The 12,345-nt window shown below is 68.8% G+C and carries 15 protein-coding genes; 4 read left to right on the forward strand and 11 right to left on the reverse strand.

Translation table 11 applies throughout. From position 1 onward, the window contains the following. Positions 1-17 precede the first annotated feature (17 nt). The 3 genes from BLR05_RS13235 (at position 18) to BLR05_RS13245 (ending at position 2,478) form a co-directional block, all read left to right on the forward strand. Positions 18-1,043 (forward strand): Bug family tripartite tricarboxylate transporter substrate binding protein, encoded by a 1,026-nt coding sequence (locus BLR05_RS13235; protein ID WP_092834924.1) that lies wholly within the window; start codon positions 18-20, stop codon positions 1,041-1,043. Between the two features lie 117 nt (positions 1,044-1,160). Next, positions 1,161-1,541, forward strand: a complete 381-nt coding sequence (locus tag BLR05_RS13240; RefSeq protein WP_092834925.1) for a Gfo/Idh/MocA family oxidoreductase — start codon at positions 1,161-1,163, stop codon at positions 1,539-1,541. 106 nt (positions 1,542-1,647) lie between these two features. Next, on the forward strand, positions 1,648-2,478 hold the full coding sequence (locus tag BLR05_RS13245) for a Crp/Fnr family transcriptional regulator (RefSeq protein WP_092834926.1): 831 nt from the start codon (positions 1,648-1,650) through the stop codon (positions 2,476-2,478). Positions 2,479-2,561: 83 nt separating this feature from the next. On the opposite strand, the gene BLR05_RS13250 is transcribed toward BLR05_RS13245, so the two are convergent. The 5 genes from BLR05_RS13250 to BLR05_RS13270 are packed head-to-tail and all read right to left on the reverse strand — an operon-like array spanning position 2,562 to position 6,942. After that, a complete protein-coding gene (locus tag BLR05_RS13250; protein ID WP_092834927.1) occupies positions 2,562-3,185 on the reverse strand; it encodes an SCO family protein in 624 nt (207 codons plus the stop codon). Between the two features lie 6 nt (positions 3,186-3,191). Further along, positions 3,192-4,100, reverse strand: coding sequence for a heme o synthase (cyoE, locus tag BLR05_RS13255; protein ID WP_092834929.1), 909 nt, complete (start codon positions 4,098-4,100; stop codon positions 3,192-3,194). After that, complete coding sequence (locus BLR05_RS13260; protein WP_092834931.1) at positions 4,097-5,311, reverse strand: COX15/CtaA family protein; 1,215 nt, start codon at positions 5,309-5,311, stop codon at positions 4,097-4,099. The genes cyoE and BLR05_RS13260 overlap by 4 nt, the downstream gene beginning before the upstream one ends. Positions 5,312-5,363: 52 nt before the next feature. Then, positions 5,364-6,128, reverse strand: coding sequence for a redox-active disulfide-containing membrane protein (locus tag BLR05_RS13265; RefSeq protein ID WP_230680840.1), 765 nt, complete (start codon positions 6,126-6,128; stop codon positions 5,364-5,366). Further along, the gene (locus BLR05_RS13270) at positions 6,064-6,942 is read right to left on the reverse strand and encodes an SURF1 family protein (protein ID WP_092834935.1); all 879 of its coding nucleotides are present in this window, start codon (positions 6,940-6,942) and stop codon (positions 6,064-6,066) included. The genes BLR05_RS13265 and BLR05_RS13270 overlap by 65 nt, the downstream gene beginning before the upstream one ends. Between BLR05_RS13270 and BLR05_RS13275 the strand changes: the two genes are divergently transcribed. Then, the gene (locus BLR05_RS13275; RefSeq protein WP_026433067.1) at positions 6,941-7,162 is read left to right on the forward strand and encodes a twin transmembrane helix small protein; all 222 of its coding nucleotides are present in this window, start codon (positions 6,941-6,943) and stop codon (positions 7,160-7,162) included. The genes BLR05_RS13270 and BLR05_RS13275 overlap by 2 nt on opposite strands. Positions 7,163-7,349: 187 nt before the next feature. Here BLR05_RS13275 and BLR05_RS13280 read toward each other — a convergent pair whose 3' ends face one another. The 6 genes from BLR05_RS13280 to coxB all read right to left on the reverse strand — a co-directional run bounded on the left by BLR05_RS13280 (position 7,350) and on the right by coxB (position 12,295). Further along, on the reverse strand, positions 7,350-8,234 hold the full coding sequence (locus tag BLR05_RS13280; protein WP_092834937.1) for a cytochrome c oxidase subunit 3: 885 nt from the start codon (positions 8,232-8,234) through the stop codon (positions 7,350-7,352). A gap of 67 nt (positions 8,235-8,301) precedes the next feature. Beyond that, positions 8,302-8,529 carry a DUF2970 domain-containing protein gene (locus BLR05_RS13285; protein WP_092834939.1) on the reverse strand — a complete coding sequence of 76 codons (228 nt, stop codon included), beginning with the start codon at positions 8,527-8,529 and terminating at the stop codon, positions 8,302-8,304. Continuing rightward, positions 8,526-9,143, reverse strand: a complete 618-nt coding sequence (locus BLR05_RS13290) for a cytochrome c oxidase assembly protein (protein ID WP_092834941.1) — start codon at positions 9,141-9,143, stop codon at positions 8,526-8,528. The genes BLR05_RS13285 and BLR05_RS13290 overlap by 4 nt, the downstream gene beginning before the upstream one ends. Positions 9,144-9,315: 172 nt before the next feature. After that, on the reverse strand, positions 9,316-9,426 hold the full coding sequence (locus BLR05_RS27200; protein ID WP_225978969.1) for a cytochrome oxidase small assembly protein: 111 nt from the start codon (positions 9,424-9,426) through the stop codon (positions 9,316-9,318). Positions 9,427-9,457: 31 nt separating this feature from the next. Further along, complete coding sequence (gene ctaD, locus BLR05_RS13295; protein WP_092834943.1) at positions 9,458-11,095, reverse strand: cytochrome c oxidase subunit I; 1,638 nt, start codon at positions 11,093-11,095, stop codon at positions 9,458-9,460. 27 nt (positions 11,096-11,122) lie between these two features. Next, positions 11,123-12,295, reverse strand: a complete 1,173-nt coding sequence (gene coxB, locus BLR05_RS13300; protein WP_092834945.1) for a cytochrome c oxidase subunit II — start codon at positions 12,293-12,295, stop codon at positions 11,123-11,125. Positions 12,296-12,345 lie beyond the last annotated feature (50 nt).

Below are 12,345 nucleotides of genomic sequence, written 5' to 3' on the forward strand. Positions count from 1 at the left end.
ATCTGCCCCACATTCCCATGCCACGCCAAGACACGTCCCTCGCCCCCCTGACCCGCCGCCGCATCCTGGCCTCCGGAGCCGCCCTGCTGGGCAGTGGATGGGCAGTGGCCGCACAGCCGGTGGCCCAGGGCGCCACCTGGCCTTCCAGGCCATTGCGCCTCATCGTGGGATTTCCCCCGGGTTCCTCGCCCGACCTGACGGCGCGCACCTTCGCGGATCCGCTGGCCCATGCCCTGGGCCAGCCGGTGGTGGTCGAGAACAAGGTCGGCGCCAGCGGCAACATCGGCGCCGACGCGGTGGCCAAGGCAACGGACGGCCACACCATCGGGCTGTTCATCAACGTCAATCTCACGATCGCCAAACTGATCAATCCGGCGCTGCCCTTCGATCCGCACCGGGATCTTGCGCCGCTGAGTCTCGTGGGCATCTCGCCCCTTGTGCTCACCGCGCCGGCTTCGCAGGCGGGCGTGCCGGCGCATGCGGATGCACGGTCCTTCCTGGCTGCTGCACGGCAGGCGGGCGACCGCTGGAGCTACGGCACGCCGGGGATAGGCACCGTCGGGCACCTGGGTACCGAACTGCTCAAGGCCCGCACGGGCATCGCGCCGGTGCATGTCCCCTACCCCGGCTATCCGCAGGTAGCCATGGGCATGCTGGGAGGGCAGCTGCAGATGGCCTTGCTGCCGCCGGCACTGGCGCTGGCCCAGCAACGCAGCGGCAAGCTGCAGCTGCTGGGGGTGACCTCGGCCGGCCGCAGTTCGTTGGTGCCGGGGGTCCCGAGCCTTGCCGAGGCCGGCGTGAAGGATTTCCAGCTGGAGATCTGGAACGCCTTCGCCGCACCCGCGGCCATGCCGGCCGCCCACCGGGCCCGCCTTTCCGCGGCGATCGCCGAGATCGCCCGGGCTCCGGAAGTGCGCGATGCGCTGTTCCAGCAGGGCTGGCAGGTGGCGGGCACTTCCGCCGAGGGCCTGGCCCGGCGCATCGATGCGGATACATCCCAGATGGAGCAGGTGATCCGCGCACAGAACATCCGGGTGGAGTGACCGGCGGCGGGCCGCCGCTCCCGCGGGCGCAGCGCGGCCATTGATGTAGATCATGCCCGCCAGGGCATCGCGCCCGCAGACTCCGGTCATCGTTCCAATTTCCGGGAGTTTCCTGCCATGCCAACATTCCGCATCATCGTCATCGGTGCAGGCCAGACGGGCACGCCGCTGCTGCGCCAGTTACTGTCCGCACCCTTCGTCCAGGTACTGGGCGTGGCGGACCTCGATCTGTCGCTGCCCGGCATCGCGCTGGCGCGCAGCCATGGCGTGCCCGTGCACCAGGATTACATGGACATCCTGCAGCAGCATGGCGCCACGGCGGACATCGTGATCGACGTCACCGGCCAGGCACCGGTGCGGGAGGCCCTGCGCAAGCACATGGTGGACTCGGGCAACCAGAAGACCGTGATCCTGCACGAGCGGATCGCGCTGCTCATGATGTCGCTTTCCGCCGGCGCCCTCGTTCCGAGCCGCCACGGCGACGTGGCCTACGCCTGAGCCCGCCCGTCACCGGTTCACGGCGGGGCATGAGGCCCGCGGCGGGGCGCCCGCCAAGACCGCGCAGCCGGGTACTCCTGCCCTACTCCTCCCGAATGGCCTTCCCATGCCCCTCTCCGAACCGGACCGCAAGACCTGTCATGAATGCTCCAGCCGGCGTCTGTGCCTGATCGGCCGCCAGGGCGATGCCACGCGGGCGCCCTGGCCGGCGCTGGTGCAGGAGCACCGGTTCCGCAAGGGGGATGTGCTCCAGAACCAGGGGGAGACGGCCGAATCCATCTCGGTGCTCAAGGTAGGTACCGCGCTGCTGCAGCGCACAGGGCCGGACGCGGTGGCGCGCCCCGTGGCCATGGCGGGCTGCGGGCAGGCCCTGGGCACGGGCGCGGTGCTGGGCACCCCCGAACGGCTGACCTGGGTCGCCGTCCAGGAAGGGCGGCTGTGCCGGATACCGGCAGCGGCGCTGGTGCACTCCGGCGGGCTGGATTCGGAATTCCTGCAGGCGCTGCTGCAGGAGGAGGCGCAGGCGCAGGAACGGCTGGCGGACTGGTCCGGCCTGCTGCATCTGCGCGGCGTTCCCGCCCAATTGGCCAGCGCGCTGCTGCAACTCTCCCAGCTGCAGCGCAGCACGCTGGTGCGGCTGCCCACCCACACGGTATTGGCGTCCCTGCTGGCCACCACGCGGGAAACCATCGCGCGCTCCCTGACGCAGCTGGCACAGCAGGGCGCCGTCATACGCCACGACCGCTGGCATTGCGCCATCGTGCGGGCGCCGCTGGTCGCGCTGCTGGCGAACCAGGCAGTGCGCGCCGAGGCCCAGCCGCCCTCTCTGGTTCGCCGCCCTGCCCCCGCACGCGATGGCGGCAGGCCCGCCGCATGGCGCGCCGCCCGGGCCGCACCGGCCGCGCGCGCGCCCGCCGTTCAGGCCCTGGGTGTGTGACGCTGTCCCGCAGCCCCGCGCGGGTGCCGGGGCAAGGGCCTGGACTCCGCACCATGGCATGTGCCACGGCCGACCTTTCATGCTCAGGCGGCGGGCGCCTGCAGCAATGCCTTGACGTCGGAAGCCAGGGCCTGGGCGCCGCTGCCGTAGCGGTGATAGACGCGCAGCCGCCCTGCGGGGTCGTAGATGTAGCTGCCCGCCGAGTGGTCCATGGTGTAGCTGGTGGGCGTCTGTCCAGGCACCTTCTTGTAGTAGATCTTGAAGTCCTTGGCGACGGCCGCGAGTTGCTCGGGCGTGCCGCGCAGCGCCAGAAAGCTCGGGTCGAAGTTGGTCATGTAGGCCTTGAGCACCTCGGGTGTGTCGCGCTCCGGGTCCACCGTGACGAACAGCCCCTGCAGCCGGTCGCCGTCCGCGCCCAGCGAACGCTTGACTTCGGCCAGCTCGGCCATGGAGGTGGGGCAGACATCCGGGCACTGCGTGTAGCCGAAGAACACGACGACGACCTTGCCGGCGAAATCCTTGAGACGGCGCAGCTGGCCGTTGTGATCCGTCAGCGGCAGGTCGCGCGCGTATTCGGCGCCGGTGATGTCCACGCCCTGGAAGGACGGGGCCTGTTCCCTGGAGCAGCCAGCGAGCAGGCCCGCCGCGCCGGCGAACAGGGCGCAGGCCGCTGCGCTGCGAAGGAGGGTGCGTTTGTGCATGGGCATGGCGGTTCAAAGCACGTAGTGGTCCACCAGCAGCGCGGCGAAAAGCAGGCTGAGGTGGATGAGGGAAAAGCGGAAGGTCTTGCGCGCGAGCGCGTCCGAGTAGTTGCGCCAGAGGCGGAAGGCATAGGCGCAGAAGCCGGCGCTGAGCACCACGGCAGCGGCCAGGTAGATCCAGGAGCTCATGCCGTACACGAAGGGCATCAGGCAGCCGGCGAACAGGATGAAGGTGTAGAGCAGCACCTGCAGGCGGGTGAACTCGTTGCCGTGCGTGACGGGCAGCATGGGCAGGCCGGCCTTGCGGTAGTCCTCCACGCGGTAGAGCGCGAGCGCCCAGAAATGCGGCGGCGTCCAGAGGAAGATGATGAGGAAGAGGATCAGCGGCTCGGGGCCCACGTCGCCCGTCATGGAGGCCCAGCCCAGCACCGGAGGCATCGCGCCGGAGGCTCCGCCGATCACGATGTTCTGCGGCGTGCGCGGCTTGAGCACCACGGTGTAGATGATGGCGTAGCCCACGAAAGTGGCGAAGGTGAGCCACATGGTCAGCGCATTCACCCACATGAAGAGCACGAGCGAGCCGGCCAGGCACAGCAGGGCCGAGAAGGCGAGCGTCTGGGCGTTGGAGAGCTCGCCCTTGGCCGTGGGGCGCCAGGCGGTGCGCTTCATCTTCGCGTCGATGTGCTGCTCCACAAGGCAGTTGAAGGCGGCCGCGGCACCGGCGACCAGCCAGATCCCGAAGCAGGCGATGGCCATGTGCAGCCACTGCGCCCCGCTCGGCAGGCCGGGCACCGCGAGCACCATGCCGATGAACGCGCAGAAAACGATGAGCTGCACCACGCGCGGCTTGGTCAGCGCGTAGAACTGCGAGAAGCGGGACGGCACCGCGGGGGATGCGGTGGAAGCGGAGGCGGCACTCATGGCGAAGAAATTCTCTGGGCACCCGCGGCGGTTTCAACCGCGCGGGGGGTGGACATTTTGTCCCTGGCGCCCACGGCCCGGCTGGCGGCCAGGGTCCAGGTGAGCGCGACGACGAGGGCGGCCGCGCCGCCGGTGTGCAGCACGGCGGCCACCAGGGGCCAGTCGAGCACGACGTTGGACAGGCCGGTGGCGAACTGCAGCAGCGCCAGCCCTGCCAGCCAGCGGGCCTGCGGCCGCAGCGCCGGCACGCCGCGCAGGCGCCAGGCCAGCAGGGCGAGGGCGGCCAGCACGGCATAGGCCGCCAGCCGGTGCGCATAGTGGATGGCGGTGAGGCCGGCGAAGCTGATGTGGCTGCCGTCCTGCAGCAGGCCCAGGGGCCGCCAGATCTGGAAGCCCTCGGCGAAAGCCATGTCGGGCCACCAGCTGCCCTGGCAGGTGGGGAAGCTGGAGCAGGCAAGGACGGCGTAGTTGGTACTCACCCAGCCACCCAGCAGGATCTGCAGGCCCACCAGCGCCGCCGCCAGCACGAGCAGCGCGCGCAGGCCCGGTGCCAGGAGGGCCGTTGCGATGCCGCGCGAGGCCTGGGTCTGCCGCACGGCCTGCACGCACAGCAAAGCCAGCAGCACGATGCCGCCGACGAGGTGCAGCGTGACGATGGCGGGGAAAAGCTTCATGGTCACCGTCCAGGCGCCAAACGCGCCCTGCAGGCAGACCCATACGAGCGTGGCGGTGGGCCACCAGGGGTGCACGGCCATGCGCTCCTGCGCGGCATCCGGGCCTGCCCGGCGGCTGTCGCGCCATTGCCACCATGCGCCTGCCGTGAGCGCGATGATGAGCACGCCCACGGCGGAGGCCAGGTAGCGGTGGACCATCTCCACCCAGGCCTTGCGGTGCGTGACCGGGCCGGTGGGCATGGCTTCCTGCGCGGCGGAGATTGCCGCGCGGGCGCCCACCGGGCTCGCATTGCCGTAGCAGCCGGGCCAGTCGGGGCAGCCCAGGCCGGAATCGGTGAGCCGGGTGAAGGCGCCGAACAGCACCAGGTCGAACGTGAGGAACAGGGTGAGGATCGCCAGCGCCTGCCAGCGCCGCACGGGCGAGCCGTGGCGGTTGCGCCATGCGACCCAGGCGAGCGGCCCGAGGGCGATCGCGAGGCCGAGCAGCATCAGCTCGGCGAGCGGCGCGAAATCGTAGAGCGGCTGGGCGGCGTTCATTGTGCGGGGCCTCCGGAGGAGGCCGTCACGCCAGCGCATGGGCTGACCCGGATCATGGCTGCGCCTCCGGGCGGCCGGGCTGGTCCCACGACGACGAGGCCCGCATCAGCCGCTCCAGGTCGCGCTTGGCCCGGGCAGCGCCCGCGGCGTCCAGGCGGGCGGGAAAGCGCATCATCCAGTGGCCCATCGGGTCCACGACGAAGAGATGGTCGGACAGCGCATGGCCCGGCGCCGGGGCGAGCCAGCCCGCGAGTGCCTGGGCGTCCACGCGGCGTACCACGGCGTCGCGCAGGCCCGGGGCGATCTCGGCCGGGGCCGGGGCCGCGTCGGTCACGAGCCACACCCAGTCCATGCGCTCCTTGTCCTTGCCGAGGCTCTCGCGCAGCTGGCGCTGCAGGTAGAGGTGATTGCGGCACGGTTCGTCGCATGCGCCGGATGCCACGCTGACGAGCAGCCACTGCCCTTTCAGCGCCCCGAGCGGGCCGGCCGCTGCGCCGTCGATGCCGCGGGTGGCCAGGGCATCGGGCAGCGGACGCTGCGGATCGATGAGCTCGCCGTAGCTGCGGCGGGCCTCCGGGCGCACCAGGTAATAAGCGGTGTAGGAGGCGATGACGGGGGCGGCGCACACCAGCAGCACGCCCAGCATCTTCCAGCGGCCCTGCCCTGCGCGCTTTTCCAGCGCCGCCATGGCATCCGCCGCGGCTGGCAGGCCGTGCACGCTCAGGCCCAGCGGATGGGAGGAACCCGGGCCGTCAGGCAGAGGGGGCCGGCTGGCGGCCTGGGCGAATGAAGCGTCGGACGATTTGGAACCAGACATAGAGGATTGCCACGAGGGCGCAGAGCCCGAACCACTGGAAGGCGTAGCCATGGTGCCTGGCGACCCCGGCATCGACCGCCGGCCAGTCGCGCTGCAGCGGACCCTCGGGCCCGCCTGTCTCGATCACCGTGAGGGGGGCGAGCCGCTGCAGCCCCGTCTCGGCGCGGTAGGCCGCCAGGTCGAGATTCTGCCGGATGCGGGAAGACCCCTCTCCGCCTGCGGCGGAAGCCGGTCCGCCGGGATCGTAGAGCCGCGACGGTGCGGCCGCGATGCGGCCGCGCACTTCGACATCTTCCTCAGGCGCCGGCACCTCGGGCAGGCGCGTGCGATCCTGGAAATCGCGCGGCACCCATCCGCGCTGCACGAGCACCACGGCCCCCCCGGCCCCAGGCGAGGTGAGCTGCAGCGGCGTGAGCACGAAGAATCCGGGACGCCCCTGCATCTGCCGGTTGTCGAGGAAGACCGTATCCTGGGGAAGCCATCGGCCCCGGAGCACCACCGGGCGGTGCACGAGGGGGTTGCCACCGGGTATGCCGGAGGCGCCGTCCTCGGCCGGTGCCTTGGTGCCGGCCACCTCGGGGCCGGACACGGGCGGCAGCGATGCCAGGGCCGTGGCAGGCACGGGCGGCATCGCCTGCCGCGCATCGACCATGGCCTGCAAGGCCTGCTTCTCGGCCGCGCGCGCCAGCTGCCAGCGGCCGAGCGCCGCGGTGGCTGCCATGGCGGCGACGGCTGCGGCGGTGATGCACCAGAAGCGCCAGTCCGGCCGGAAAGGCCTGGCTTCATCGGTGTGCTTGCGGATAATGGACTGCATGAAATACGTCGTGGTGCTGGCCTTCCTGGCCATTCTGGCGAGCCTCGCGTCGGCGCTCTTCTTCATGATGCGCACCGGGCGGGACGATGCCCGCCGCGGCAGGCACATGGCCCGGGCGCTCGCGGTGCGGGTGGGCCTGTCCATTCTGCTCTTCCTGTGCCTGCTCGCGGCATGGAAGCTGGGCTACATCCAGCCCACGGGCCTGCCCGTCGGGCGCTAGGAGCAGCGAACACGACCCCTTCTGGCGTCGTTGCTGCAACTTGTCGTACTGCGTGTACTGCCTGCGATGCTGCGCTTCGCCAGAACCGCTTCGCTGGGTCGTGTCAGCCGCTCCAAAGCCCCCGCCCCAACGGCCCCGGATGCAAAAAAGCGCCCGGAGGCGCTTTCCTGCCGGGGCGGGCGCCGGCTCAAAGCCAGTAGACCAGCACGTACAGGCCCAGCCACACCACGTCCACGAAGTGCCAGTACCAGGCAGCACCCTCGAAGCCGAAGTGGCGCTCGGCGGTGAAATGGCCCTTCTGCAGCCGCAGCGTGATGAACAGCAGCATCAGCATGCCCACGAAGACGTGGAAGCCGTGGAAGCCCGTCAGCATGAAGAACGTGGAGCCGAAGACACCGGAGCTGAGCTTGAGGTTCAGCTCGGTGTAGAGGTGGAAGTACTCGTAGCCCTGTACGCAAAGGAACACGAAGCCGAGAACCACGGTCACCCACATGAAGCCGACGGCGCGCGCGCGGTGGCTTTCGCGCAGGGCATGGTGGGCGATGGTGAGGGTGACGCCCGAGGTCAGCAGCAGCGCGGTATTGATGGTGGGCAGCCAGAAGGGCCCCACGGTCTGGAAGGGCTCGACGATGCCGGCAGGCGAGGCCGTGGCGCCCGCGGCCAGGCTCGGCCAGACGGCCTTGAAGTCGGGCCAGAGCAGCGCGTTGTCGAGGCTGCCCAGCGCCGGGATCGAATGCGAGCGCGCCCACCACAGGGCGGTGAAGAAGGCGCCGAAGAACATCACCTCGGAGAAGATGAACCAGCTCATGCTCCAGCGGTACGAGAGGTCGATCTTGCGGCTGTAGAGGCCGCCCTCGCTTTCGCGGGCCGCGTCGCGGAACCACTGGTAGAGCACGAACAGCCACCAGGCGAGGCCGAAGAACAGCGAATACTTGCCCCAGTCGTGGCCGTTGACCCACTGGCCGGCGCCGAGGATCACGAAGAAAAGGCCCGCGGCGGCCATGGCCGGATGGCGCGACTCGGCGGGAACGTAGTAGTACGGCGTGGTGCCCTGGGGGGTGGATGCACTCATGGCTGGCTCCTGTCTCTTTCCTTCTTGTCGTCTTTCGTCTTCTCGGGATCGGTCTCGGGCCGGGTGGCTACACCACCCAGTTCACGAGGGCGATGAGGCCGCCTACCAGCAGCACGATGGCCACGAGGCCGACCGCGATGATGTGCAGCGGGTTGATGCGCTCGGTGTCCTCCCGGTATTCGGCGCCCTTGCGGATGCCCAGCAGCGACCATGCCACGGCGCGCACCGTGCGCCACAGCGATCCGGGGCGCGGGGCCGGCGCGGCGTGGCGGGGTTCATGGCGCGATCCCGTCATGAGCCGGCCTCCGGGCGGACCTGCGGCGCCGCGGACACGGTGGCGGGCGCCGGGGGCGTCCTGCCGCCGACCTCGAAAAACGTGTAGGACAGTGTGATCGTGGTCACGTCCCTGGGCAGGCGCGGATCGACCACGAAAGCCACCGGCCATTCGCGCTTCTCGCCGGGCTCGAGCGTGTACTGGTTGAAGCAGAAGCACTCGAGCTTGTTGAAGTGCGCCGCCGCCTGCCGGGGCGCGTAGCTCGGGATCGCCTGGGCCGCCATGCGGCGGTTCTGCACGTTCTGGAATTCGTACATCACGGTGGTGAGCTCGCCGGGATGCACCTGGACGGAGGAGCGGGCGGGCTTGAAGTCCCACGGGCCGCGCGCGTTGGCATCGAACTCGACCGTGATCGTGCGGCTGGTGTCCACCTGCGTGTTCGCGGGCAGCTTCACGTCGCGGCCCGCCACGCCGTTGCCGGGCACCTGCCGTTCCGACAGCGAGAGGATGTTGATGCCCGTGATTTCGCAGATGTGCTTGTAGATGGGGATGAGCACGTAGCCGAACGCGAACATGCCGGCCGAGATCACGGCCAGCTTGCCCACCATCCTGAAGTTCTCGCGGCGGCGGCTCATCGTACTCCTTCCTCCTGCGGCACGATCCGCAGGGCGCAGCACCCCGACACGGCTTCACCCGTCCGAAGGCCGCGGAGCAGGCCACGCCAGCAGACGCCGTGGAACCGGCTTCGCCGGTCCACGGGCGTCGTCCCCCTGGAGGGGGAAGGCGCGCAGCGACTCAGGGGGTGCCTCATAGTCTCCAGGCCATCTTGAACATGAAGCCGATGAAGAAGGCCACGGCAATGCTCGCCAGGATGATGGCCATGCGCAGGTTGGCCTTCTTCTGCTCGGGTGTCGCCATGTCGCGCCTCCTCCTGTCTTTGCCGGTGCCGTCAGCCGATCACGCGGGTGGCGGATGCGTCGAGCTTGGGCGGGGTCTCGTAGGTATGGAACGGGGCCGGGGACGGCACTTCCCATTCCAGACCCTCGGCGGCCTCCCACGGGCGCTGGGGCGCGGGCTCGCCCTTGCCGCGCATGGCGGGCAGCACGACGGCGAGAAAGAAATACACCTGCATCAGCCCGAAGCCGAAGGCGCCGATGGAGGCGACCATGTTGAAGTCGGCGAACTGCATGGGGTAGTCGGCATAGCGGCGCGGCATGCCGGCCAGCCCCAGGAAGTGCATCGGGAAGAAGGTGATGTTGAAGGTGATGAGCGAGCCCCAGAAGTGGATCTGGCCGCGGCGCTCCGAATACATCACGCCGGTCCACTTCGGAGCCCAGTAGTAGTAGGCCGCGAACATGGAGAACAGCGAGCCGGCCACCAGCACGTAGTGGAAATGCGCCACGACGTAGTAGGTGTCCTGCAGCTGGATGTCGATGGGCGCCATCGACAGGATCAGGCCGGTAAAGCCGCCCATGGTGAACACGAAGATGAAGCCCACGGCGAAGAGCATGGGCGTCTCGAAGGTCATGGAGCCGCGCCACATGGTGGCGATCCAGTTGAAGATCTTCACGGCCGTGGGCACGGAGATCAGCATGGTGGCGTACATGAAGAACAGCTGGCCCGTGACCGGCATGCCCGTGGTGAACATGTGGTGCGCCCACACGATGAACGACAGGATGGCGATGGACGAGGTGGCATACACCATCGAGGCGTAGCCGAAGAGCTTCTTGCGGCTGAAGGCCGGCACGATCTGGCTGATGATGCCGAAGGCCGGCAGGATCATGATGTACACCTCGGGGTGGCCGAAGAACCAGAAGATGTGCTGGTACATCACCGGGTCGCCGCCGCCTGCCGGATTGAAGAAGCTGGTGCCGAAGTGGCGGTCGGTCAGCGTCATGGTGATGGCGCCGGCCAGCACGGGCATCACGGCGATCAGCAGGTAGGCGGTGATGAGCCAGGTCCAGCAGAACATGGGCATCTTCATGAGCGTCATGCCCGGCGCGCGCATGTTCAGGATGGTCACGATGATGTTGATCGAGCCCATGATGGACGAGGCGCCCAGGATGTGCATGGCGAAGATGCCGGCATCCATCGAGGGGCCCATCTGCAGCGTGAGCGGCGCATAGAGCGTCCAGCCCGCGGCGGGCGCGCCGCCGGGCATGAAGAACGAGCTGACCAGCATCAGCGCGGCCGGGATCATCAGCCAGAAGCTGAAGTTGTTCATGCGCGCGAAGGCCATGTCGGATGCGCCGATCTGCAGCGGGATCATCCAGTTCGCGAAGCCCACGAAGGCCGGCATGATGGCGCCGAACACCATGATGAGGCCGTGCATGGTGGTGAGCTGGTTGAAGAGTTCGGGGTTCACGATCTGCAGGCCGGGCTGGAACAGCTCGGCGCGGATCAGCAGCGCCAGGATGCCGCCGATCATCAGCATCGTGAACGAGAACAGCAGGTACAGCGTCCCGATGTCCTTGTGGTTGGTGGCGAACACCCAGCGGCGCCAGCCCGTGGGGCCGTGATGTGCATGGTCGTGGCTGCCGTGGTCGTGGCCGGCGGCATGCCCGGTGGGGTCGAGAACTGCGCTCATGTCGGGTTCCTCAATGCTTTAGCTGTCTCACTTGCCACGCTGGGCCACGATTTCCGCGGGCTGGACGATCTGGCCGGTCTTGTTGGACCAGGCGTTCTTCGTGTAGCTGACCACGGCCGCGAGGTCGGTGTCACTCAGTTGCGCCCAGGAGGGCATGGCCCCGCCGGCCGCGCCCTTGAGCACGATGTGGATCTGCCTGGTGTGGTCCTCGTCCTTCACGATGGCCGAGCCGTCGAGCGGCTTGATGGGGCCGGCGCCCTTGCCGTTGGGCTGGTGGCAGGCGGCGCAGTTGGCGGCATAGACCTTCTCGCCACGGGCCACGATGTCGGTCAGCGTCCAGACCTTGTTGGGATCGTCGGCCTTGGCGGCGGCCTTCTTCTTCTCGGCGGCGACCCACTGCGTGTAGTCGGCGGCGGAGAGCACCTTCACGTGGATGGGCATGTAGGCGTGCTCCTTGCCGCAGAGCTCGGCGCACTGCCCGTAGTAGTCGCCGACCTTGTCGGCGCGGAACCAGGTGTCGCGCACGAAGCCGGGGATCGCGTCCTGCTTGATGCCGAAGGCCGGCACCATGAACGAATGGATGACGTCGTTGGCAGTGGTGATCACGCGCACCTTCTTGCCCACGGGCACGACCAGGGGGTTGTCCACCTTGAGCAGGTAGTCCGGCGGCGCGTCGGCGACCTTGCCGCTGTCGGAGAGCCGGCGGTGGCTGCTGTCGAGCGTGGAGACGTAGGCCAGGCCCTGGCCCTCGCCGTTGATGTAGTCGTAGCCCCACTTCCACTGGTAGCCGGTGACCTTCACCGTGAGGTCGGCGTTGGTGGTGTCCTTCTGGGCGACGAGCACCTTCGTGGCCGGCAGTGCCATGAGGATCACGATGATGAAGGGGACGATGGTCCAGATGACCTCGACCGTGACGGACTCGTGGAAGTTGGCGGGCCTGGCGCCCTGCGACTTGCGGTGCTTCCAGATGGAATAGAACATCACCGAGAACACGCCCACGAAGATCAGCGTGCAGATGACGAGCATCATCCAGTGCAGGAAATGCTGCTCCTCGGCGATGCGCGTGACCGGGGGCGCGAGATTGAGCTGGCGCACGGCCGGGCCACCGGGGAGGTCCTGCACCGCGTGCGCAGCGCCCCCCACCCATGCTCCGCACAGCAGCAGCAACGAAGGCAGCGGGTTGGAAATGCTTTTCTTCATAGTTCTCACTTCTCAGCCTCAATTAACCCTTTCCCCAGGGCGCGCCCGCG

This window comes from Paracidovorax cattleyae (assembly GCF_900104515.1).
Taxonomy (GTDB): domain Bacteria; phylum Pseudomonadota; class Gammaproteobacteria; order Burkholderiales; family Burkholderiaceae_C; genus Paracidovorax; species Paracidovorax cattleyae.